The organism is Acinetobacter sp. ANC_7655, from assembly GCF_056784015.1.
Map to the genome: position 1 here is coordinate 56,716 of NZ_JBWYJB010000011.1, position 23,028 is coordinate 79,743.

Here is a 23,028-nt window from a genome sequence, read left to right on the forward strand (position 1 = left end):
TATGGGCACACCAATTGTAATCGCAAAAAAAACCTCAGATACATCCCAAGAGATTGTTTTACATTCGCAACTGGCAAACCGACATGGCTTGATTGCCGGCGCAACAGGAACAGGCAAAACATTCACTTTAAAGGTCTTGGCAGAAAACTTTTCTCGTATTGGTGTGCCGGTATTTTTAGCCGATGCAAAAGGTGATGTCTCGAGCCTTGCCAAAGCAGGTGAAAGCAATTCAAAATTTGATGAACGCATCAAGAGCCTCAATATTGAATCAATCCCATTTAGCCCATCACCTGTGGTCTTTTGGGATTTATTTGGCGAACAAGGTCACCCGATTCGGACTACAGTATCAGAAATTGGTCCATTGCTTTTAGCCCGAATGCTGAATTTGAATGACACCCAAGAAGGTGTGCTTTCTGCGATTTTCCGCATCGCGGATGATCAAGGTTTATTACTGATCGACTTTAAAGACCTCAAGGCGATGATCACTTATGTGACTGAGCATGCAGCTGACTTTAAAGCAGAATACGGCAATCTTTCTCCTGCCAGCTTGGGTGCAATCCAACGTAATTTGCTAGCACTGGCCGATCAAGGCGGTGATCAATTTTTTGGTGAGCCTGCATTAGACCTCATGGATTTTATCCAAACCGATACACAAGGACACGGCAATATTAATTTGCTCGCTGCCGACAAATTAATGAACACACCAAAGCTTTATGCGACTTTCTTACTGTGGATGCTTTCCGAACTGTTTGAACAATTACCTGAAGTCGGTGATATGGATAAACCGAAATTGGTATTTTTCTTCGATGAAGCTCATTTACTGTTTGACAATGCCAGCCCTGCTTTGCAAGAAAAGATCGAACAAGTGGTACGCTTAATCCGCTCTAAGGGAGTAGGTATTTATTTTGTCACCCAAAATCCGCTCGATTTACCTGAAAGTGTTTTAGGACAACTAGGTAACCGTGTTCAGCATGCACTTCGTGCCTTCACACCAAAAGATCAAAAAGCAGTAAAAACTGCAGCTGATACTTTTAGAGCAAATCCTGCATTCAAAGTACAAGATGCTATTACGGAGTTGGCAGTTGGTGAAGCGCTGATTAGCTGTCTAGATGAGAAAGGTACGCCACAAATGGTTGAACGCGGTTGGGTTATGCCCCCATATTCATCTTTTACACCTATCACGCTTGAAGAGCGTAAGACGCTCATGACAAACAGTGTGGTTGCAGGTGTTTATGAGCAAGTACTTGATCGAGAAAGTGCTTTTGAAACGCTGCAAAACAAAGTAGTTCAGCGTCAACAACAAGCCGAACAAGAAGCATTAGCAAAACAACAGGCTAAGGAACAAGAGGCCTACGCAAAGCAAATTGCTAAAGAGCAAGAAGCTTTCGCAAAACAGCAAGTCAAAGAACAAGAACGCCTTGCCCGGGAACAACAAAAAGAAGCAGAACGTGCAGCCAAACAACGTGAAAAACTCACCCAAGATATTGTCGGTACGTTTGCTAAAAGCGCTGCACGAAGCCTCGGCGGAAGCACTGGACAAAAAATCGTCCGCGGTCTACTAGGCTCATTATTTGGAAAAAAATAGTCCTCCCTTTACCCATCATTTTTAACTTCATTATGGGATATTTTAATATCCCATAATTATTTTAAGGTTTTCTATGCAAGTCATATTGCAGCTCGACCCTAAAAGATGTATTTTAAATATATCTTTTAATAAAGCCAAAGTTGAAGCTCATGACGCCACAACATATTGAACTTGTAAAAGCGACTGTTCCCGTTCTGCGTGAGAATGGTGTTGCTCTTACGACCTATTTCTATAATCGCATGCTGAACAACAACCCCGAGTTAAAAAATACATTTAACATGGATCATCAAAGTACTGGTCGTCAGCCACGTGCTTTAGCTGCTGCTGTTTTGGCATATGCTGAAAATATTGAAAATCCTACAGTTTTGGCAAAAGCGATTGAGCGAATTACCACTAAACACGTAAGTTTAGACATTCAAGCGGATCAATACTCGATTGTGGGTGAAAACCTTCTGCATTCAATCAGCGAAGTATTAGATGTGCCAATGGACTCTGATCTGATTGCTGCTTGGAAAGCCGCGTATATGCAATTGGCAGACATTTTAATTGGTGTCGAAAAATCAAAATATGAAGCTTTGACTGCACAAAATGGTGGTTGGGCTGGCTGGCGTGAATTTAAAATTACAGCGATTGAAGCTGAAGCTAACACCAAAACCTTCACTTTAGCTGCCAAAGACGGTCACACCATTGCGACGGCTGAAGCAGGTGAATATATTTCGGTGCGAGTCCAAGTACCGGGGCAAGAGATGCGCCAACCACAACAATTTAGCTTTGATGTTGCACAAGCTGATCAGTATCAAATCACAGTAAAAGCGGTAGATGAAGCAACTGAATATTCTGTGGCAAATATCTTATTAAACCACTATCAAGTAGGTGATGTGGTTGAGGTATCTGCACCACTAAAAAATTAATTCATCTAAATCTTTAACCGAAATAAGATTTTAAGAGATCATTGAAAGCTCCGTTCACGGGGCTTTCAATGTTAAGATGGAAATAAGCTATCTTTTATGATGATCTATGCAACTGAATAAATTTACCGACTATGCGCTGCGTATATTGATGTATGTCGCACAACCTCGCGACTTGCCTTATACCATTGCAGAACTGGCAAACCAATTGCAGGTCTCAGAAAACCATGCCATGAAAATCGTTCACTTTATGGCAAAACAAAATTGGCTAATGACCAGTCGAGGCAAAGGTGGCGGTATACGTCTAGCCCCTCAAACTCTGAATATCTCATTAGGGACTTTAGTGAGAACACTTCAAGGCGATCAGCAAATTGTAGAGTGTCATAACCCGCCATGCGTATTAAGAAGTGACTGTGGCTTGAAAGGCATTTTAGATCATGCAGTCCAACAGTTTTATCAGCATTTAGATCAATTTAAACTGAAGGATGTTATACCCACCTCAGGTATAAAATTCAATTCAGATTCACCCATTCCTTTCATTCAAGTTACACCATAGATTGACTCAATTCGATTGAGTATTCGCTTGCATGCGCGACTTCCTTTATAATAGCTGATTGTAAATTGAGTTATTGAAGTTGAGCTATGCATCACAGCAGAGGAAAGTCGAAAAACAGTAAGGCGTCAAATGCCCCAAAGCAAAAGATCAGCTATGAGAAAAAAGCCGATCCAGCGATTACTGAATATTCGGTTCAAGCGCTCAACTGGTTGCGCAAAGCCGAATTCTTAATGAGTGCACCAAAACTGAATTTATGTGTAGAAGACACAGGTTATGAGATTGCTTTTGCAGGTCGTTCGAATGCTGGTAAATCGAGTGCGATTAATGCATTAACTAATCAAAAACAACTTGCACGTGCGTCTAAAAAACCTGGTCGCACACAAATGATTAACTTTTTTAGCATGGGCAATGCCGAACAAAGATTAGTTGATCTTCCTGGATATGGCTATGCTGCTGTACCTGAAAGCATGAAAATCGTTTGGCAAAAAGAGCTTGAAAACTACCTCATTCATCGTGAAAGTTTACAAGGGCTTGTATTGTTAATGGACATACGACACCCTTTACAACATTTCGATGTCATGATGTTAGAATGGGCTTATTCACGTAAATTATTTGTCCATGTTTTATTAACAAAATCAGATAAGTTAAATCGTGGTCCAGCTTCTAAAGCATTGCAAGAAGTCAAAGCTCAATTAAAGAAAATGAAGCTTAACTTCTCTATCCAATTGTTCTCATCCCTCAATAAGCAAGGTCTTGAAGAACTCGCAAGCGTTATTGCTGGTCGTTTAAATTTTACGCTTGAGCAACCTAACGGATTTGATCTAAGTGCAATTCCTGAAGTAAGTGAATCAGACATCGATGAAGATTTTGATCATGATATTCAACAAGATGATGAATCACCAAGCGAAACAACCGAACTAGAATCCAACAAAGCCGAATAGTATCTACCCTACTGAATGGTTAAATCATTACATTCACTAATTGATACATCAATGTCCTCAAATGCTAAGGTTATTTGAGGGCATTTTTTTATACTGAAAAATGATAATCACAACAAAAATTCAGGAAAGTGTGATGAAATTATTGTCTCGATTAAGAAATAGTAAGATTGGATCTTCTATTGAGTATCACATCAAACCTCGTAAAGTTAAATTTGAGTGGGCGGATACACCAGTAGATTGGGTTCCAAATCAGCCTTTCGTTAGTTATTTTATCAATGAAATTAACAATATCTTACCAGCAGGCGAATTTTGGTTTTGTCGTCTGTACAACAAAGTATTACCCAAAATTACTGATGAAAAACTTGCAGAAGATGTGAAAGCTTTTATTCGCCAAGAAGCGATGCACGCTCAAGCACATAATTCAGCAAATAAAGAATATCTCAGCGCACGTCATATCGATATTCAACGTAACCTCGATATCATGGACTTTCTTTTTGGAAAACTTTTAGCGGATAAACCTTTAGGTCTAAACGTCCCAAAAGCCTTAGATCATCAGTGGGATTTATTTAGATTAGGTATTATTGCTACTGTTGAACATATGACTTGTGTCCTCGGCAAATATGCCTTGTACAACAAAAAATGGGGAGAATTGGGTGCTGATGCCAATATGCTCGATCTCGTAAAATGGCATGGTGCTGAGGAAATTGAACACCGTACCGTTGCATTTGACTTATATCGTCATCTTGGCGGTGGTTATATTTCTCGCTATTATCAAAGTGTAGTTGTGATTGCTGCTGTATTAGGTTTATGGGTTGATGGTGCTGCTCATATTATGGGTCAAGACCCTCGCTTTAAATCAATTAAACCAGCTGTTTACAAACCTTGGATTTGGCGTGAATGGGCACGAATTGCCCAAAAAGACAATGGTTTACTTCCTCACCCATTCTGGCTTGTTTCTCAACAACTCGGCTATTTAATGCCTTGGTATGACCCTGTTCATGAAGCAAAAACTGAAGATGCGATCAACTATCTAAATCAGTCACCAGCAGCGGAACGTGCAGCACTGAAAGTTGCATAATGTATTCAATAAAAAAGCAGGGTGATCCCTGCTTTTTTTATATCTGATCTAATCTTTTAAGCTGTATTTTTTTCAATAGGTTCATGATCAGGATTCGTGTAACGATCTACAACAACACTAATCATCATATCCCCCTGCACATTCACCACTGTTCTAACGGTATCTAACAAACGGTCAATCGGCAATAATATCGCGATTGCTTCTGCCGGGAGTCCAACTGATTGTAAAACCATAATCATGGTAACCATACCTGCGCTAGGTATACCTGGTGCCCCTAAAGATGCAATCATTGCTGTCGCACACACAATCAATTGTTGTCCTAACGTTAAGTCAAGCCCCATTAAATTCGCAATAAACAGCGCCGCCGCAGCCTCATACAATGCCGTCCCATCCATATTCAACTGTGTCCCGAGAGGGATCACAAATCCTGCAGTCTGGGGTCTTACTCCTAAATTTTCCTGAGCACACTTCATTGATAGCGGCATGGTTACGGAACTTGAGCTAGTAGCAAACGCCGTAATCAAGGCTGCTCGTGTTCCCTTAAAAAATGTAATTGGATTCATTCTCCCGAAAATCCAGAGCAACAAAGGCAAAACAACTAGGCCATGAAAGATGGTCGTTCCCGTGACTACTGCTGCAAATTCTGCTAATCGACTCAGAACAGATAGGTCCTCCGTCGCGATTAACTTTGCCAGTAACGCAAAAATCCCTATTGGTGCGAGCTTCATCACCCAACCAATCATCAACATCATGATTTCAAAAAATTGCTGACTCAACGCTTTCACTGTTTTAAATTTTTCACCACCTTTAACGAGAGCCACCCCAATTAAAAGTGCAAAAACGACAACGGCTAACACATTACCTTCAGCAAATGCTTTAAACGGGTTTATTAGTGTATTTTGGATAAAGTTGGTAAAAAAACTCGAGGGCGTCAAAGTATCAGGCGTCTGATGCTGATTCATGGTCTCTTGAAAAATAGTGATGTCTACACCCTTCCCGACCTCAAAAAGATGCGCACACGCAAGCCCCAAAATCAGCGCCAACGTTGTGGTTGTGACACAACAAGCGAGGGTAATTTTCCAAGTTCTACCAAGTTGGCCACCAGTCTGTAGATTGGAAACTCCGACAACAATAGAACTAAAAATTAGAGGAATCAGTAATAGTTTCAGTAGGCCGATAAAGATACTACTGGCAATCCCTAAGCCATATAAACTTCCGTTAAAAAATGCTGTATGAGGGAATACATTTAACAAGAAGCCAAAAGCCACACCTAAAATTGCAGCAATTAAAATTTGCGTATTTAGACTCATGTCATGTGCTTTTCATTTTGATTTATTAGTCGCACTATGCCATGAGCGCCCTCAAGAATCGATCATTTTTTCTTGTTAGCTTTGCAACCGAAACGAATAATTTATAAATACAAATATGAAGTAAAAAGCCAAATCTGAAGATTTGGCTTGAAGCATGGATCAATTATCTTATTGCGTTTCGATTTCACGAATTCGAATTAGACCTTCTTGCACTGTACTACAGACCAATTGTCCATTTTGCCACATTCGTCCAAAGTTCAATCCTCTAGAACTTGCACTAATCGTTGCTTCCATGTCATAGAGCATCCAATCATCTACACGAAATGGTTTATGAAAGTACATGGTATGGTCAATACTGGCACATTGTAAACTCGGTGAAATATAACTGAGTCCGTGTGGTCGTAGTGCAGTTGTCATCAAAGTAAAGTCTGAATAAAAAGCAGCGATCGCCTGATGTAATGCATTTTCATCTACATCATCAGCCAAACGATCGTGTGTACGAATATAGTGCGCGTAAGACGGCGCTTCAGGTTGTGGTTGGAATGGATTGACTGGCATTACAGGCTTAATTTCAACATGACGATCACGCATAAAGCTGGCACGCACATTCTCTGGTACGAAATCGACAATCATTTTCTTGAGTTCAGCTTCAGATTTTAGCCCATCTACTGGCGGGTATTCTGGTTCAGCAACTTGATAATTGAGACCCTCTTCTTGGTCTGCAAAAGATACCATACACATGAATATCGTCTTGCCATGTTGAATCGCACGAACTTGGCGACTCACAAAACTACGCCCATCTCGGATTCGATCTACCTCATAAATAATGGGTGCATTAACATCTCCACCAAATAAGAAATATGCGTGCAATGAGTGTGCAGGGCGATCAGTTGTATATGAAGCAGCACGTAACGCTTGACCTAGAACTTGCCCACCAAAGACACGTTTGCCAACCAAATTTTGGCTTTTGCCTCTAAAAATGTTTTCTTCAAGTCTTTCTAGCGTGAGTAAATCTACGAGTTCTTGCGTGAGCTGATTCATATCGGACCTATATATTTCATTGCTACGACATTAAATTGGGCCTGTTGAATTTAAACAGATTTTCCAATTTAATGACTCAATCTCTATATTGCCATAATTTCCGAGTAAACAACTAAACTTTGCTTGACTATATTGTCATAAAACAAATTTGATATTTTGGCTAAAAATACGATTATTAACGAAAATTCATCCAAATTCTGTGCATTTTGTTAGAAAATGACATATTGTTTTGATCACAGATTTAAGAAAATAATTGCCTTCATTCGCGTCATGCGAAATTCGTCTTTGGCTAGGAGTATGTATGTCCAAGAATGGCTTTGGTCAAATGTATCGTCGACTTTCCAGTAAGTTGCTTGACCTCGTAGTAACACCGCATGTTCTTGGAGAGGTTCCTACTGAAACCCAACCTTCAACACCACCCACTGAAAATAATACGACTCACAAAAAAGTGGTGTGCTATGTATTACAAAATTACTCGCGTAGTAATGCGTTAGTGGTTGACGGCGAAACTCGTCGATTAAATCTCGCGCCAGCACTTGACCCACTCATGATCGGGGACCATAAAGAGAAAGCTGCTGTATTATTTTTACAACACCAAGATGAAACAAACTTACTTAATCCGCCACCCCATGCATTTCCACCTCGTCTCCTCAGATTGATCGAGATATTGGATAAGCATCCAGATACTGACATTGAACTTATACCTGTGACTGTATTGTGGGGCCGCTCACCGGACAAAGAAGATTCATTATTTAAATTGCTATTTACGGACACTTGGGCAACGCCAAGTACTGTTAAACAACTGATGAATATTGGTTTACATGGTCGCCAATCTTTTCTTGAATTTCATGAACCAAAATCACTGCGCGAATTGGTAGATTACGCACGTGTAACACATCCAAACTTGTCTCCTGCAACATATATCGTCAATCAACTCAATGATTATCTAGATCGTCAGCGTGAAGTTGTATTAGGTCCAGATTTGTCAGATCGTCGAAACGTGATGCAATCATTGATTAAATCTCAAGATGTTCAGGACGGAATTCGCAAAGAAAGTATTCGCTCTAAAATCAGTTTGATTGAAGCTGAGCGCCGTGCGATCGGCTACGTGAATGAAATTGCATCAGACTATTCTCATGCAACCGTGCGTTTTGCAGAACAAGCCCTGACGCGTCTTTGGACTCAACTCTATGACGGCGTAGAAGTACATAATTTCAATACAGTTCGTGAATTAGCGAAAGACTACGAAATTATTTATACACCTTGTCATCGTAGCCATATTGACTACCTATTACTCTCTTATGTGATTTATAAGCGTGGGATGATGGTACCGTACATTGCTGCAGGTGATAACCTGAATATGCCATTCGTTGGACAGCTTTTACGTGGTGGCGGTGCATTCTTTATACGTCGAACCTTCCGTGGAAATGCGTTATACACCACTGTATTCAAAGAATATTTATACAGCATCCTATCGCGCAACACGCCATTAGAATACTTTATTGAAGGTGGACGTTCACGTACTGGACGTTTATTACCGCCAAAAACAGGTATGTTGGCAATGACTGTGCATAGTCATTTGCGTGGTCGTGCTAAACCTATTGTATTTGTCCCGACCTATTTTGGTTATGAACGCCTGATGGAAGGTGCAACTTACGTCGGTGAAATGAATGGTAAGCCTAAAGAGGCCGAATCTATCTTTGGTATTTTACAAACCTTAAGAAAGATTGAACGCATCTTCGGTAAAGTACACGTAAACTTTGGTGAACCCGTCTTCCTTGATGAGATTTTGAAACAGCATGGTGCTGAACATATCAAAATTGAGAAGAATGATGACCCGATTCCTCAAGAAGTTTCTGATGCAGTCAACACCTCAGCAAATGCAATTCTTGAAAATATTAACCGTGCTGCTGTTATCAACCCAGTTTCGTTATTGTCACTTATTCTTTTATCGACTTCCAAGCACACGCTTGATGAAGAGATTTGCATTAAACAGTTAGATACCTATCGCAATCTTCTAACAGCTTTACCTTATGATCATCGAGTTCAAATCACACCACTGTCTGGTAAAGAAATCATTGCTTATGGTTTAAAACTCAAGTTGATTAAGCGTGTAAAACATGTCCTTGGCGACATCATTGCGATTGAAGATGGTCAAGCAGTATTACTGACATATTTCCGCAATAATATTTTGCATGCTTATGTCTTGCCATCACTGATTGCTGTGATGGTCGAGCACAATGGTAAAATTTCACAGGGCGATTTGATTAATGTCATTCGTACACTTTATCCATTCTTGAAAGCTGAACTTTTCCTTAAGTGGAATACGGATGAACTTAAAGAACAGATCTGTAACTATGTTCAAGGTCTGGTAGAAGCACAGTTGATTACGATTGATGAACATGGAAATTTATGTAGCCCTGCACCTAACTCTGAACAACACAATCAGTTAGTCGTGCTTGCTGCTCCAGTGAAGCAAAGTATTGAACGCTACTACATGACACTTGCCCTAATTACTCAACGTGGCTCTGGAAATATTACGACCAAGCAGGTCGAAGATTTAAGCCATCTATTAGGTCAGCGTTTATCTGTACTTTATGAGTTCAACTCACCTGAATTCTTTGATAAAGCGCTCTTCCAAAGTTTTATCAAAGTTCTGACTCAACAAGGCTATATCAGTAATAACGAAGAAGGCGCAATAGTCTTTGATGCACAATTCAAAGAGGTTGCTCAATATGCCAACTTGGTACTAGATGATGTAACCTTACAAATGTTGCAACATATCACTTCATTTAACGATGAAGAGCTCAAAGAAGCTTTGGATGCAGTTGCTGATCAACAAGCCAAAAAACGCTTAAAACGCAAGAAAAAATAGTATCTAAAACCCTCCCCAGCGAGGGTTTTTTTATGCCTAAATGAGTTCTCGATAATCCTTAAAAAATTGATTATGTTTCAATTTAAAACCAGTGCTTAACATTCGAGAGGCATAAATTTTCTTTCCATGCTGTGCCTCACTCAATAATTTTAATGGAAGGATGTTTAACTGCTTTTGGAACCACAGAATAATTTCATGTAATGGAATGGGTTGATTATTACTACAAATATAAGTTTTTTCTGGATGTTCCACGTGAAGTAAATGGACAAGAAAACCCGCTAAATCTTCGATATGAATTCGATTCGACCAATGCACATTGGGATAGGTCATTGTATTTTGAGCAAGCTGCATCATTCTCTTCACGGATACGCCATAAATACCAGTGGGTCTCACAATGATACATTGCTGTGGGAAGGCGTCTTGCCAAAGTTTCTCCATTGTGGCTAACACTAATGCTTTCTCATCTTTCGGATTGATCTCTGTTTGGTCATCAATCTCCTCCCCTTGATCTTGTCCGTAAACGCGTGTTGATGAGACAACAATAATCTTTTGGATGGGATGCAATGCCAGCTGATTTCTCATATGTGGAATCGCATCTATGAAAGCAGCTTTATACCCGTCTAGTGATGGGTCTTTGGGTGCAATCAACACGTATACTGCATCAATAGGCGACAATGTCGATAAATCAAGTTGGTGTATATCTTGTTGAAGATGCATAGCACCTGCTTGATCTTTCCTGCTTAAACTGACTGTGGTAATTTGATGTCTTTGTTGAAATAATTGTTTAGCAACATGTTGGGATGTTTTACCATAACCGATAAATAGAATATGCATGTAAGACCTATTCTCTAGTGTTATAAAGTCAATTTAAGCAAAGTTGAGGGGACATGACTGCAGTCCATCAGTTGCAAGGTGTAGGAAACGCCGCTGCCGCTTTACTCGAAAAATTAAATATCTGGAATACGGATGATCTTTTGTTTCATCTGCCTCGAGATTATGAAGATCGCAGTACTATTGTGCCCATGAATCAACTTCAAGTAGGTCGAAGCTATTTACTTGAAGGCACTGTCGCATCAATGGATATGCCGCCCGGTAAACGCAAATCCATGGCAATATTATTACAAGATGATTTTGGAAAAGTCACCTTACGTTTTTATCATATTTATAAAGCATTGATGGATCGCGCAAAGCCTGGAAATCGTTTAAGAGTGTTTGGTGAAGTCCGAGTAGGCGCTCGTGGCCTAGAAATGTATCACCCAGAAATTCAATTGATTACGGAGCATACCCCACTTCCAAAAACGCAGCTAACCGCAATTTACCCATCAACGGAAGGACTCACTCAACCTAAACTGCGCGAATATATTAAACAAGCTTTAGCACAACATGCCCATGATTTACCAGAACTGATTCCTGCAAAATTTACCAATGGGTATGCTTTAAAAGAAGCACTAGAATATATTCATCACCCTCCCACCGATGCCAATATGTTGCAACTGGCTGAAGGGCAGCATCCTGCGCAGCAACGTCTCATCTTTGAAGAATTAGTCAGTCATCAAATTAGTTTGTTGACTCGTCGTGCATACATTCAACAGATCTCCGCACCTGCATTTTCAGCCAGTCGAACATTTGCCAAACAACTTCTCTCCACACTTCCCTTTGAAATGACGAATGCTCAAAAACGTGTTTCAAATGAAATTGTGAAAGATCTTAAACAAAACAAACCGATGCTCAGACTGGTGCAAGGTGATGTAGGCGCAGGCAAAACCCTAGTAGCAGGCATTGCGGCATGTCATCCACTCGAAGAGGGATGGCAAGTTGCTCTTATGGCACCGACTGAAATCCTCGCAGAACAACATTATTTAAATTTTAAAAAATGGTTCGAACCACTCAGCATCCAAGTTTCTTGGTTATCAGGCAAACAAAAAGGGAAAGCACGCGCTGCTGCAGAACAGCAGATTAGAGAAGGCTCTGCCCAATTGGTCGTCGGCACTCATGCACTATTTCAGGATAACGTCCAGTTTCATAAATTGGGTCTTGTCATCATTGATGAACAGCATCGGTTTGGAGTTGACCAGCGTCTAGCATTACGAAATAAAGGGGCACAGGATACGACACCACATCAGTTAGTAATGACCGCCACCCCTATCCCACGTACGTTAGCAATGTCAGCGTACGGAGATTTAGATACTTCTGTGATTGATGAGTTACCCCCAGGGCGTACCCCAATCCAAACAGTCACTATTCCACTCGATCGTCGTGAAGAGGTCCTGCAGCGTATTGCGACAAACTGCGCTGAAGGTAAGCAGGCTTATTGGGTCTGTACATTAGTGGAACAATCAGAGACGTTAGATGCCCAAGCTGCTGAAGCGACTTATCAGGAGATTAAAGAACGCTTTCCGCACCTCAATATTGGTTTGGTTCATGGCAAAATGAAAGCTGATGAAAAACAAGCTGTCATGCAACAGTTCAAAGACAATCAATTACAACTGCTGATCGCAACAACTGTGATCGAAGTTGGAGTGGATGTACCAAATGCATCCATCATGGTCATTGAAAATGCGGAGCGACTGGGTCTATCTCAACTACATCAATTAAGGGGGCGTGTGGGTCGAGGTGCTAAAGCAAGTTTTTGCGCATTATTGTATAAAAGTCCTTTATCGCAGAATGGACAAGAGCGTTTACGCATTATGCGTGAAACCAATGATGGCTTTTTAATAGCAGAAAAAGATTTGGAAATCCGTGGCCCAGGCGAACTGTTAGGAACGAAACAAACTGGAGACATGGGCTTTCGCGTGGCTAAATTGGAACGTGATGACCATCTGTTAACTCAAGCGCACTATGTCGCGACTCAAATTTTAAAAGATTACCCACATCAAGCGGATGCTCTTCTTAAACGATGGTTACCAGAAGCACCTAGATATGCGTATGTTTAATATGTTCCTTAATCAACGAGCTCAGCTATAATCATAGGTACTCACAATAAAAATAACTTGAGCCATGATGCTGAGCCCTATTCATAACCTCTATCACACATTATTATCACGACGCGCTTGCCAATTATGTGGATTCTCTCCAACTCAAACCCACAGATTATGTGATGACTGTTGGACAATGCTCCCATGGAAAAGCCCTTCACTCATTCATCGACATGAAAGAAATATTTATGCTTGTTTCGACTATAGCTTTCCTATAGATCGCATTATTCACTTATTCAAATATGAACAACAACTTCATTATCAAACTTTTCTAGCACACACATTGCTAGAACTTAAACTGAAACGTTTTCAAGCGATTGTACCTATGCCTATTTCAAACGAGCGCTTGAAAGAGCGTGGTTATAATCAAATGATGGTCATCGGAAAAATGCTTTCCAAAAAACTGCAAATACCCATTTGGCAGCCAATTGAACGTTCAGCACAACACTCACAGAAAGGCTTAACACGTGTAGAAAGAATCGAGGATATTCAATCTCAATTCAAACCAATACGTTCAGAAAAAGGAAAGTTTAGAAATATCCTGATTATTGACGATGTCGTGACCACAGGGAGTTCAGTCAATGCGTTGGCCAATGCACTAGAAAAGCTCGGCTGTCAGAACGTTCAGATCGCATGCATTGCAGCCGCAGAATATTGACACAGTCACTTTAAGTTTTAATTGGCATTAAAATGCTGCCTACACCAAGGAATCACGATTTCTCGAGTTAACGGTGCTAAAGGCGTAGCATCATCATCTAAATCGATCCATTTCATTTCAGCAATTTCTGCATGAATATGAGGCTCTTGTTTAAGCTGAACTCGATAGAGATAACTAATCAACTGATGATCCGCTTCATTTGCAGCTTTGGTTTCAAAACGACCTATATATTGATCTATTACTGCCTCAGCGCCAATTTCTTCTTTAATTTCTCGCAGAATCGTGTCCTCAGAAGGCTCATTCTCCTCTAACTTCCCACCAACTTGCATGAAAAACTGGGTATTCTTTTTTCGAACCAACAACAACTGCTGATCCTCATTGGAAATAATCGCTGCTGCGACAGTAATGACTTTGCTCATGTATCTAGTTTCACCAAATCTTCTCGATCTTGGACACCCCATTTCGGTTGTGGTGCCTGATAAGACTCGAATTTTGACACAATATCCTCGATTGAAGTTGAATTGATTAATGCATTGGTAAAGCGAGCTCGAGTAAACTCTTGATCTGTCGTATGTTGAATGAATTGTAATAGAACATCATAAAACCCGTTAATGTTTAAAAATGCGCAAGGTTTAAGATGAATACCGAGTTGCGCCCATGTCCATTGTTCAAAAATTTCTTCAATTGTTCCTGCACCACCCGGTAAGGCAATAAAACCATCCGACAAATCTGCCATCAGCGTTTTACGCTCATGCATACTGGTAACAACGTGAAGTTCAGTCAAATTTGGATGTGCTAATTCACGATCCACCAATCCTTGTGGAATCACGCCAATGACCTTTCCACCAGCCTCTAATGCACTATCCGCAACAATCCCCATTAATCCTGAACGACCGCCACCATACACCAAGTTCTTGCCTTGTTGCGCTAAATATTTCCCTGTTTTCTTTGCTGCATCAGCATAAACAGGATCGGAACCTAATGTTGAACCACAAAATATTGCAATAGAATTCATTTAAAATTAGCCTTAAGTTTTTATAACAACAATTAAAATGATATGTTCTGTGTTTTTTAACCTAATTAATGATGGAATCAGTTTTTTTTCATGGCATCCTTGTCTAAAATACACCCATCGTTCACACACAAACTGCGCAAGGGAGAAAAGATAAAATGCTTGAAGCCTTTTATGCCACAGAGCGCGGTAGTCTAGAAGATGCAACGATCAATGGTGGGTTTGATTTACACCCTGAATTGGTTTGGATCGATTTAATTGCACCCTCTCAAGATGAGCAAGAATGGGTTTTAGATGCCTATAAACAAAATCTTCCAACACTAAAATCATTAGAAGATATTTCTTCATCTGCACGATTCTACCGTGATGATGATGGCATTTTACATATCAGTACGTATTTTTTAACGAAAAATAAAAACTACCAAGTCGATGGTGACCCTGAAGAGTCATCCAATATGCTAGGAACGGTTCAAACCGTTGCATTTATTTTACATAAAGATCGACTATTTACTTTACGTGGTGAAAAGCTCGTTGCTTTCCGTGCCTTTCGAGCACGTGCTCGCCGTAATGATTACGACATTGACTATAAAGATCCGACTTGGATACTTTTGGGTTTACTCGAAGCTAAACTCGATGAGCTTGCGGATATCTTAGAAGATATCCACAAGGATCTAGAACTCTACTCTACAGAAGTATTGAATGTTCGCCACCGTGAACAAATTCTTGATCTCGATGATATGATTACCCGTCTTGCTCAAAAAGAAGATATGTTGGGTAAAGCACAACTCTGTTTGATTGACTTACGCCGCGTTCTGACCTTCTTAGCAAGACCTCGTGCCTTAGGCAGTCATATTTATGATGCTGATATTCGAGAACTCAGTGAGGATGTTCGCTCATTAGTAGAACATGATGCATTCTTGTTCCAGAAGGTTCGATTCCTATTGGATACCACTTCGGGTTTCATTAATACTGAACAGAATGATACGATTCGTCGATTCTCGATTTTACCTAGCATGCTTGCTCCCCCGATGTTGGTGGCCAGTATTTATGGTATGAACACTGATGTACTGCCCTTTGCTCAAGGAACGACGAGCTTTGTTGTTGTCAGTCTGATTATCCTAGTATTCTTATTTGGACCACTGATTTATTTTAGATGGAAAAAATGGATTTGAGCACGCTTGGATGTTGTGTTTTTTAAACAACGTATGAAGTACCTTCTGTTGAGTAAATTACTATTTTAAAGCGATAAAAAAGCACCCTAAGGTGCTTTTTTATTTTTCAATCAAATCAATTTTAAATCATTTTCTAAATGGCAAGATTGAATGATTTTCATCATTTTTTCTGGCACAGATTTAAACTGTAAACTCGATATTCCAGGTGCTTGACGCAATAAACGCACTAAAACAGCTAGCGCCAGAGTACTACCATGTTCAAGACCTGATAAATTTACAGTAAGTGGAAACTGCTTTGCCTGCTGAATCAACATTAAACCTTGTTGATAATACTGTTCAGCATTGTCGAAACTAATTTTTCCAGAAACTATAATTTCTTGATCTTTGAGTGAAATCACAATTGTTCTCTGTTATTTTTTCTCAACTGCAGCTTCAGCATCAGGCTTAAAGTTTGCAATTGCTTTATTGATATCGCCACCATTACGCTTCACAGTAGCAGCAAACTGATTACGGAATTGCAAACCTAAGTCAATTCCAGAAACGTTGATATTGCGAATCTTCCACTGATCACCTTTATCACCCAATTGGAACGATACAGGGATCTTCTCACCTTTGTTAATAAAATCAATCGTTACAACAGGGTTTTTAGTGTTAGATGCTTTATAGGGACGAATTGTATATGTCTGATTAGAAAACTTAGAGAAAGCACTACCATAGTTTTCAATCAATGTTTCACGGAAGTTCTTCTCAAACTGTGCGCGTTGAGCAGCATTACTATATTGATTCGTCGCATAAGTTCCCATCACGATACGAGTAAATGATTGCGAATCAATATATGGATCTAAATTTTGACGAACAATTGCGCGTACCGCAGCAGGGTTATTTTGTAACTTAGCTTGGTCTGCTTTTAAACGTGAAATTAAGCCATCAGCTACTTTTTTGATAAATGCAGGAGGAGTCTCCGTAGGTGCAGCAAATGCTGTACTCGCAATCATCGTCGATAAAACGCTAACAGTCAGTGTTTGCTTGACGAACGTATTCATTTATTTTTCCTCTATTTAATCATTCAACAAAAGAAGCAGTTTCATCTGTGAACTCCACAGTTTCTGCATCTGATGAACCATTTGAATCTTTTTTCGCAGCTGAATCACCAGCACCACCTGTCACAAATTTAGACACTAAGTCTTCAATTTCCATTGTGCTTTGTGTGTTGCCAATTTGATCACCACGTTTTAAATAATTTAAACCACCACCTGGAACAATTTTGAGATACTTCTCGCCCAGTAAGCCATTTGTCGCTACCATAATGTAAGCATCTTCATCAATATTGGTGATGGAGTTCATGTTAGCGATCAGTTGCTTTTCCATTTCTTTTTGTTGCGATGGCGTCGCAGCTTCATAGTCACTGCTATAACGCAACTCTTCTAAAGCACCTTCTTGCACAGTTTTAAGTTGTTCATCATTGAAAGATGTCAGCTCACCATCTAAATTAATTTTCACTGTTGCAAGACGTGTTAACGGATCTAATGTGATTGACTCAACTTCACCAACTTTTACACCGCTCAGTGCAACTTTAGCACGTGGTTTAATACCATTCACATTATCAAAAGTTGCGGTCATGCTATAACTGTCTTTTAAATTTGTCCCAGCTAAGCCACTTACTTTCATTGCCAAGAAAAATAATGCACAACCAAATAGAATCACGAATATTCCAACTGCGAGCTCACTCGTACGTGATTTCATTACACACCTCCAAACATGACCGCAGTCAAAACAAAATCAAATCCTAAAACACATAGTGATGAATACACTACCGTTCTTGTTGTTGCTGTCGCAATGCCTTCTGATGTAGGCTCGCATGAATATCCCTGATATACGGCAATCCACGTACAGATTAAAGCAAATACAAAGCTTTTGATGATCGTGCCATTAAAGACATCTTTATAAAATTGAACGGCACTTTCCATACCACTCCAATACGAACCTTCATCAGCACCTAAAAAATCCACACCGACCATTTTTCCGCCCATGATCCCCACAGCAGCAAAAATTACGGCAAGCATAGGCAAACTAAATATACCCGCCCATAAACGTGGTGAAATAATGCGTTTAAGTGGATCAACACCGATCATTTCCATACTAGACAATTGCTCAGTCGCTTTCATCAAACCAATTTCGGCGGTTAAAGCAGATCCTGCACGCCCCGCAAAAAGAAGTGCAGCAACCACTGGCGCAAGTTCACGCAACAAGGTCAACGAAACTGCTGCACCAAGCATCGCTTCACTGCCGAAAGTGACCAAAATGCTATACATCTGTAAACCCAAGACTGCACCTATAAACAGCCCTGACACCACAATGATAAGCAATGATAATACGCCAACACGATACATTTGATAGATAAAGAGTTTGACTCCAATCCAAGTCGGTATCGAAAATAAAATTTGAACTAGCATAATGGCTGCAACGCCAATACCTTGAACACGTTCTATAACGCGTCTACCTAGTGAGGCTATCGCATTCATGTACGCACCTCATCACTTAAATATGCTTGATGACTAAATTGATAATCCACAGGACCTTCGACCGAACCTGTTAAGAATTGACGGACGAAAGGCGAACTATGATTCTTTAACTGATCAGGTGTGCCCTCGCCTTGTACTTTACCTTCCGCAACCACATAAATGTAATCTGCGATCGATAATGTTTCAGCAACATCGTGAGACACGATAATGGTCGTTAGGTCTAACGCTTCTCGTAAAGAACGAATCAATCGGGTTAAAACCCCCATTACGATGGGATCCTGACCAGCAAATGGTTCATCGTACATAATCAAATCTGGATCTAGTGCAATTGCACGAGCTAACGCCACACGGCGATTCATCCCCCCTGAAAGCTCAGAAGGCATCATTTGCTCAGCGCCACGTAATCCCACAGATTCGAGTTTTAAAGCGACCAGTTCTGCAATCAAATGTTCAGGCAATTGAGTATGGGCGCGGATAGGGAAAGCTACATTTTCATAGACAGTCATATCAGTGAAAAGCGCACCACTCTGAAAGAGCATCCCCATACGAGCACGAGCTTTAAACAATTCCTGACGACTCATTTGGCTAATATTTTTACCATCCAACAAGACCTCGCCTGCATCAGGTACAAGTTGCCCCCCAATGAGTCTAAGAAGCGTGGTTTTCCCCGTCCCTGAAGGCCCCATAATGGCAGTAATTTGACCCTTACGAATCTTTAAATTGACTTGGTCGTAAATAACACGATCACCACGATTAAAGCTTAAACTTTTTACTTCGATCAACGCTTGCTCATCGATTTGTATTTGATTATTCATAGCTGAGCGTGTTCCTACAATTTTTCAGCTTGCATACTATACTCTGAAATAACTGAATTTAAATGTTATTTATAAAATACAAGGTTAAGCGGACATTGTAGCATTATTGATCATTTTTATTAATTTTGCTTATAGAAAGATGTGTTTTATTTATGAAACAATGATTTGAAATTATTCTTTTTTATAAATTTATAATGTGATACTAAAAAAGTAATAGGCAAGATTAAGTAATACCAATAAAAAGAACACGTACATCATGATTGCACCAACATTCATTTGCTTCGTCTCAATCATTATAATCTTATTATTCATATTTTACATTTACCATAAATAATGTGAAATTATTCACTTTTATTCTAACAGATTTTTTGATATGAGCAATAAAAAACCAGCCCGAAGGCTGGTTTATTTAGCTATACCGATTAGTCGTTAAATTTACGACGTGGGCGATCGCTATTGAATTCACGCTTTGGGCGGTCATCACCAAATGTACGTTTTGGACGATCAAAACCACCTTCACGACGTGCTGGACGGTCACCGAAATCACGTTTTGGACGGTCACCAAAACTGTTTTCACGAGGTTTATAATCTACACGGTTACCACGATTGTCATCGTTAGAACGAGGGCGATCACCGAAATCACGCTTTGGACGATCATCAAATGAACGTTGCGGACGGTCACCGAAATCGCGACGTGGACGATCTTCGCCATTAAACTCACGACGTGGACGGTCATTGTTAAACTCGCGACGTGGACGATCTTCACCATTGAATTCACGACGTGGACGATCGTTGTTGAACTCGCGACGCGGACGATCTTCGGCATTAAATTCACGACGTGGACGATCGTTGTTAAACTCGCGACGTGGACGATCCTCACCATTGAATTCACGACGTGGACGATCTTCACCAAACGAACGGCGTTCGCCATCACGGTTACCTTCGCGACGTTTGAAGTTTGATTCACCTTCAAAACGACGACCACCACCGAAACCACCACGGCCACGGCCTTCACCACCACGGCCACGACCGCGACCAGCGCCATCACGACTACCGCGTGCTGGAGGTGGAGATGGCTCAAGACCTTCAATTTCAGAAACTTCTAGACGTGCATCTAAGTAGTCTTCTAAAGCACGAATTTTACCACGTTCACGGTAAGTCGCTAATGTGATTGCTTTACCAGTACGACCTGCACGACCTGTACGACCAATACGGTGTACATAATCTTCGTTCTTCATTGGAAGACCAAAGTTAATCACGTGTGAAATTGTTGGTACATCTAGACCACGTGCTGCAACATCAGTTGCAACTAAAATTTTTGCGCGACCTTCACGGATGCTGCGCAAACGACGGTTACGTACAGTCTGTGGCATTGCACCATGAAGTGCTACAACTGAAAGACCAGCTTCAGACAGTTCTTCTGCAAGCATATCTGTATCTTCTTGTGTAGAAGCAAATACAACAGCTTGATCAAGATCTTCTTCATTTAACCAATGTGTTAAAAGCTTTTTCTTGTGCTCAAAACCATCAGTCCAATGTAGAGTCTGAGTGATGTCAGTATTCGTCGTGTGACCAGTTTCAATCGCAATACGTTCTGGCTCATTCATCATACGTTCTGCCAACGTAATAATACGTGGTGCGAACGTCGCAGAGAACATTAATGTTTGATCACGGTTACCCGCTAAATCACTGATCGCCTCTAAATCTTCAGAGAAACCAAGATCAAGCATACGGTCTGCTTCATCTACGATTAATGATTTAACTTTGTCCAATTTGATTTGACGACGGTTTACTAGATCAAGTAAACGACCTGGAGTCGCCACAACAACTTGTGCACCTTTTAATTGTTGGATTTGTTTACCAAAAGGCATACCACCCATAATCGCAGCAATACGAACACCTTTCATGTGACGTACAAATGCAATCGCATCTTGGCTCACCTGTTGAGCCAATTCACGTGTAGGGCAAAGTACTAAAATTGTAGGTGCAGTTACAGCACGCATACGCTCTTTGAAAGAAAGCAACGTATCTTCACTACCCGCTAAAGCGTGAAGTGTAGGTAATAAGAATGCAGCAGTTTTACCAGAACCTGTTTGGCTTGATACTAAAAGATCTTTACCATCTAAAGCAGCAGGAATTGATTGTTCCTGAACAGGAGTAGGCGATGTAAAGCCTAATGCTTGTAATGCTTGTTGAAGTGATTCGTGTAGTGGAAAATCAGCAAAAGTTTTGCTCATAGAGTTTTTCACCCGAAAATTGGGTGCTCCATTAAATAAAGTCTGATGGACATCGGCAAAAAGCGGTACAGCAATAATCGCTGAAAATATAGAATCAGCGGCGATCCGAGAACGACGATGCGTATAACGCACACATGATTACAGCCTGAACCTGAAGGAATCGCTTTTAGCGATTGGGTGGGGCGCGAAATAATGTCCTCTCTTTGGACCGGACGCGCATACACAATATAGAAGAGAAATGTTCAGGTAATGAACGAAATTTAGTGCGTGCGCGGAGTATAACAGATTTTTTTATAATGTCATTAAGTTTAATTGCTTTTTGGTGCATTCAAGTACAAATATTCAGATTTATCATGTTTTGGACATAAAAAAGCTCCCAGTTAGGGAGCTTTCATAAATTTGATCTGCTTATTTAGCAGCAGCACCCCAAGCTGGGACAACTGCTTGCATCAATGGTTTCAATAATTTCATAGAACAAGCCAAGACTTGACCATTTTCCATTGAATTTGAACCACCGCGCGCATCAACTACTGTACCACCAGCTTCTTTTACAATTAGTTCACCCGCTGCAATATCCCATGGTTTCAAACCAAGTTCGAAATAACCATCGTAACGACCAGCAGCAACATAAGCTAAGTCGAGTGCTGCTGAACCTAAACGGCGGAATTGAGCACCTTGCTCAGATACTGCCAACAAAGAATCGAAGTGATTTTTTGCATAAGAAACTACTTCGCCATCGCGTTTAGCACGATATGCATGACCAACAGCCAAGAATGTACGATCTAAACTATCTTTTACATTCACACGAATACGACGTTGGTTCATCATTGCACCGCGACCGCGACTCGCAGAGAACAATTCATCTTTGATTGGGTCATACACAACACCGTGTTGAGTCACGCCTTTGTGTTGAACTGCAATAGAAATACAGAAGTGTGGGACACCATTAATGAAGTTTAAAGTACCATCTAAAGGATCGATCACCCAACACCAATCAGCATCGTGACCTTTACCTTCTTGCATACCAAACTCTTCACCAAGGAAGCTGTGATTTTTATAGCTTTTGCGCAAGATATCGATCGTCAATTCTTCAACATAGCGATCAACGCGAGTCACAGGACCTTCGATACCTTTTTCTTCAACTTGCAGATCAAGTTTATGACGATTCTGATGCGCTTTTAAAAGCTCTTGACCAACTGTTTGAGCCGCACGCGCAGCCATCACCACCATAGGTTCCATTGAACACCCACTACAAATTTGAAGATACTGATAAAGAATAATGCATAAAAGCGCCGACATTTTATCAAATATCGGCGCTTTTAGGTAAAAAATGTTTCTAAAAT

The 23,028-nt window shown here is 40.5% G+C and carries 21 protein-coding genes; 9 read left to right on the top strand and 12 right to left on the bottom strand.

Annotation, left to right across the window (positions count from 1 at the left end; translation table 11 throughout):
• Nucleotide 1 precedes the first annotated feature (1 nt).
• The 5 genes from AC1M9N_RS11680 to AC1M9N_RS11700 all read left to right on the top strand — a co-directional run bounded on the left by AC1M9N_RS11680 (nucleotide 2) and on the right by AC1M9N_RS11700 (nucleotide 5,068).
• Nucleotides 2-1,585: a helicase HerA-like domain-containing protein gene (locus AC1M9N_RS11680; protein ID WP_481609208.1), complete on the top strand. Its 1,584-nt coding sequence runs from the start codon at nucleotides 2-4 to the stop codon at nucleotides 1,583-1,585.
• A 149-nt stretch (nucleotides 1,586-1,734) separates the two neighbouring features.
• Nucleotides 1,735-2,496 carry a globin domain-containing protein gene (locus AC1M9N_RS11685; protein WP_481594893.1) on the top strand — a complete coding sequence of 254 codons (762 nt, stop codon included), beginning with the start codon at nucleotides 1,735-1,737 and terminating at the stop codon, nucleotides 2,494-2,496.
• A 106-nt stretch (nucleotides 2,497-2,602) separates the two neighbouring features.
• Nucleotides 2,603-3,049, top strand: a complete 447-nt coding sequence (locus tag AC1M9N_RS11690; RefSeq protein WP_035265081.1) for an RrF2 family transcriptional regulator — start codon at nucleotides 2,603-2,605, stop codon at nucleotides 3,047-3,049.
• Nucleotides 3,050-3,135: 86 nt separating this feature from the next.
• Nucleotides 3,136-3,990: a ribosome biogenesis GTP-binding protein YihA/YsxC gene (gene yihA, locus AC1M9N_RS11695; protein ID WP_035265068.1), complete on the top strand. Its 855-nt coding sequence runs from the start codon at nucleotides 3,136-3,138 to the stop codon at nucleotides 3,988-3,990.
• 133 nt (nucleotides 3,991-4,123) lie between these two features.
• Nucleotides 4,124-5,068 carry a metal-dependent hydrolase gene (locus AC1M9N_RS11700; RefSeq protein ID WP_035265065.1) on the top strand — a complete coding sequence of 315 codons (945 nt, stop codon included), beginning with the start codon at nucleotides 4,124-4,126 and terminating at the stop codon, nucleotides 5,066-5,068.
• 56 nt (nucleotides 5,069-5,124) lie between these two features.
• Here AC1M9N_RS11700 and AC1M9N_RS11705 read toward each other — a convergent pair whose 3' ends face one another.
• A complete protein-coding gene (locus AC1M9N_RS11705; protein ID WP_481609207.1) occupies nucleotides 5,125-6,378 on the bottom strand; it encodes a dicarboxylate/amino acid:cation symporter in 1,254 nt (417 codons plus the stop codon).
• A gap of 168 nt (nucleotides 6,379-6,546) precedes the next feature.
• Nucleotides 6,547-7,419, bottom strand: coding sequence for an acyl-CoA thioesterase (locus AC1M9N_RS11710; RefSeq protein ID WP_035265059.1), 873 nt, complete (start codon nucleotides 7,417-7,419; stop codon nucleotides 6,547-6,549).
• Between the two features lie 301 nt (nucleotides 7,420-7,720).
• Between AC1M9N_RS11710 and plsB the strand changes: the two genes are divergently transcribed.
• Nucleotides 7,721-10,294, top strand: a complete 2,574-nt coding sequence (gene plsB, locus AC1M9N_RS11715) for a glycerol-3-phosphate 1-O-acyltransferase PlsB (RefSeq protein WP_481954802.1) — start codon at nucleotides 7,721-7,723, stop codon at nucleotides 10,292-10,294.
• Nucleotides 10,295-10,330: 36 nt separating this feature from the next.
• Here the strand turns inward: plsB and AC1M9N_RS11720 are convergent, their stop codons facing one another.
• A complete protein-coding gene (locus tag AC1M9N_RS11720) occupies nucleotides 10,331-11,128 on the bottom strand; it encodes a Rossmann-fold NAD(P)-binding domain-containing protein (RefSeq protein ID WP_481592046.1) in 798 nt (265 codons plus the stop codon).
• A 53-nt stretch (nucleotides 11,129-11,181) separates the two neighbouring features.
• On the opposite strand from AC1M9N_RS11720, the gene recG reads away from it, so the two are divergent.
• A complete protein-coding gene (gene recG / locus AC1M9N_RS11725; protein WP_481592047.1) occupies nucleotides 11,182-13,227 on the top strand; it encodes an ATP-dependent DNA helicase RecG in 2,046 nt (681 codons plus the stop codon).
• 67 nt (nucleotides 13,228-13,294) lie between these two features.
• A complete protein-coding gene (locus AC1M9N_RS11730; RefSeq protein WP_481592048.1) occupies nucleotides 13,295-13,927 on the top strand; it encodes a ComF family protein in 633 nt (210 codons plus the stop codon).
• 17 nt (nucleotides 13,928-13,944) lie between these two features.
• On the opposite strand, the gene AC1M9N_RS11735 is transcribed toward AC1M9N_RS11730, so the two are convergent.
• Both AC1M9N_RS11735 and AC1M9N_RS11740 read right to left on the bottom strand, forming a co-directional pair.
• Nucleotides 13,945-14,346, bottom strand: coding sequence for an NUDIX hydrolase (locus AC1M9N_RS11735; RefSeq protein WP_481586778.1), 402 nt, complete (start codon nucleotides 14,344-14,346; stop codon nucleotides 13,945-13,947).
• Complete coding sequence (locus AC1M9N_RS11740) at nucleotides 14,343-14,942, bottom strand: LOG family protein (protein WP_481592049.1); 600 nt, start codon at nucleotides 14,940-14,942, stop codon at nucleotides 14,343-14,345. Before AC1M9N_RS11740 ends, AC1M9N_RS11735 begins: the two co-directional genes overlap by 4 nt.
• A 155-nt stretch (nucleotides 14,943-15,097) precedes the next feature.
• On the opposite strand from AC1M9N_RS11740, the gene AC1M9N_RS11745 reads away from it, so the two are divergent.
• Complete coding sequence (locus AC1M9N_RS11745; protein WP_035265042.1) at nucleotides 15,098-16,111, top strand: CorA family divalent cation transporter; 1,014 nt, start codon at nucleotides 15,098-15,100, stop codon at nucleotides 16,109-16,111.
• A gap of 110 nt (nucleotides 16,112-16,221) precedes the next feature.
• Here the strand turns inward: AC1M9N_RS11745 and AC1M9N_RS11750 are convergent, their stop codons facing one another.
• From AC1M9N_RS11750 to AC1M9N_RS11780, 7 genes are all read right to left on the bottom strand, one after another.
• Nucleotides 16,222-16,509 carry an STAS domain-containing protein gene (locus AC1M9N_RS11750; RefSeq protein ID WP_481592050.1) on the bottom strand — a complete coding sequence of 96 codons (288 nt, stop codon included), beginning with the start codon at nucleotides 16,507-16,509 and terminating at the stop codon, nucleotides 16,222-16,224.
• A gap of 12 nt (nucleotides 16,510-16,521) precedes the next feature.
• Complete coding sequence (locus AC1M9N_RS11755) at nucleotides 16,522-17,154, bottom strand: MlaC/ttg2D family ABC transporter substrate-binding protein (protein WP_481954803.1); 633 nt, start codon at nucleotides 17,152-17,154, stop codon at nucleotides 16,522-16,524.
• A 19-nt stretch (nucleotides 17,155-17,173) separates the two neighbouring features.
• The gene (mlaD, locus tag AC1M9N_RS11760; RefSeq protein WP_180028249.1) at nucleotides 17,174-17,854 is read right to left on the bottom strand and encodes an outer membrane lipid asymmetry maintenance protein MlaD; all 681 of its coding nucleotides are present in this window, start codon (nucleotides 17,852-17,854) and stop codon (nucleotides 17,174-17,176) included.
• On the bottom strand, nucleotides 17,854-18,633 hold the full coding sequence (mlaE, locus tag AC1M9N_RS11765; RefSeq protein WP_481592051.1) for a lipid asymmetry maintenance ABC transporter permease subunit MlaE: 780 nt from the start codon (nucleotides 18,631-18,633) through the stop codon (nucleotides 17,854-17,856). Before mlaE ends, mlaD begins: the two co-directional genes overlap by 1 nt.
• Nucleotides 18,630-19,448, bottom strand: coding sequence for an ABC transporter ATP-binding protein (locus AC1M9N_RS11770; RefSeq protein WP_481592052.1), 819 nt, complete (start codon nucleotides 19,446-19,448; stop codon nucleotides 18,630-18,632). Before AC1M9N_RS11770 ends, mlaE begins: the two co-directional genes overlap by 4 nt.
• Nucleotides 19,449-19,870: 422 nt before the next feature.
• On the bottom strand, nucleotides 19,871-21,685 hold the full coding sequence (locus AC1M9N_RS11775; RefSeq protein WP_481592072.1) for a DEAD/DEAH box helicase: 1,815 nt from the start codon (nucleotides 21,683-21,685) through the stop codon (nucleotides 19,871-19,873).
• Between the two features lie 408 nt (nucleotides 21,686-22,093).
• Nucleotides 22,094-22,924 (bottom strand): inositol monophosphatase family protein, encoded by an 831-nt coding sequence (locus AC1M9N_RS11780; protein ID WP_035265030.1) that lies wholly within the window; start codon nucleotides 22,922-22,924, stop codon nucleotides 22,094-22,096.
• Between the last annotated feature and the right edge of the window lie 104 nt (nucleotides 22,925-23,028).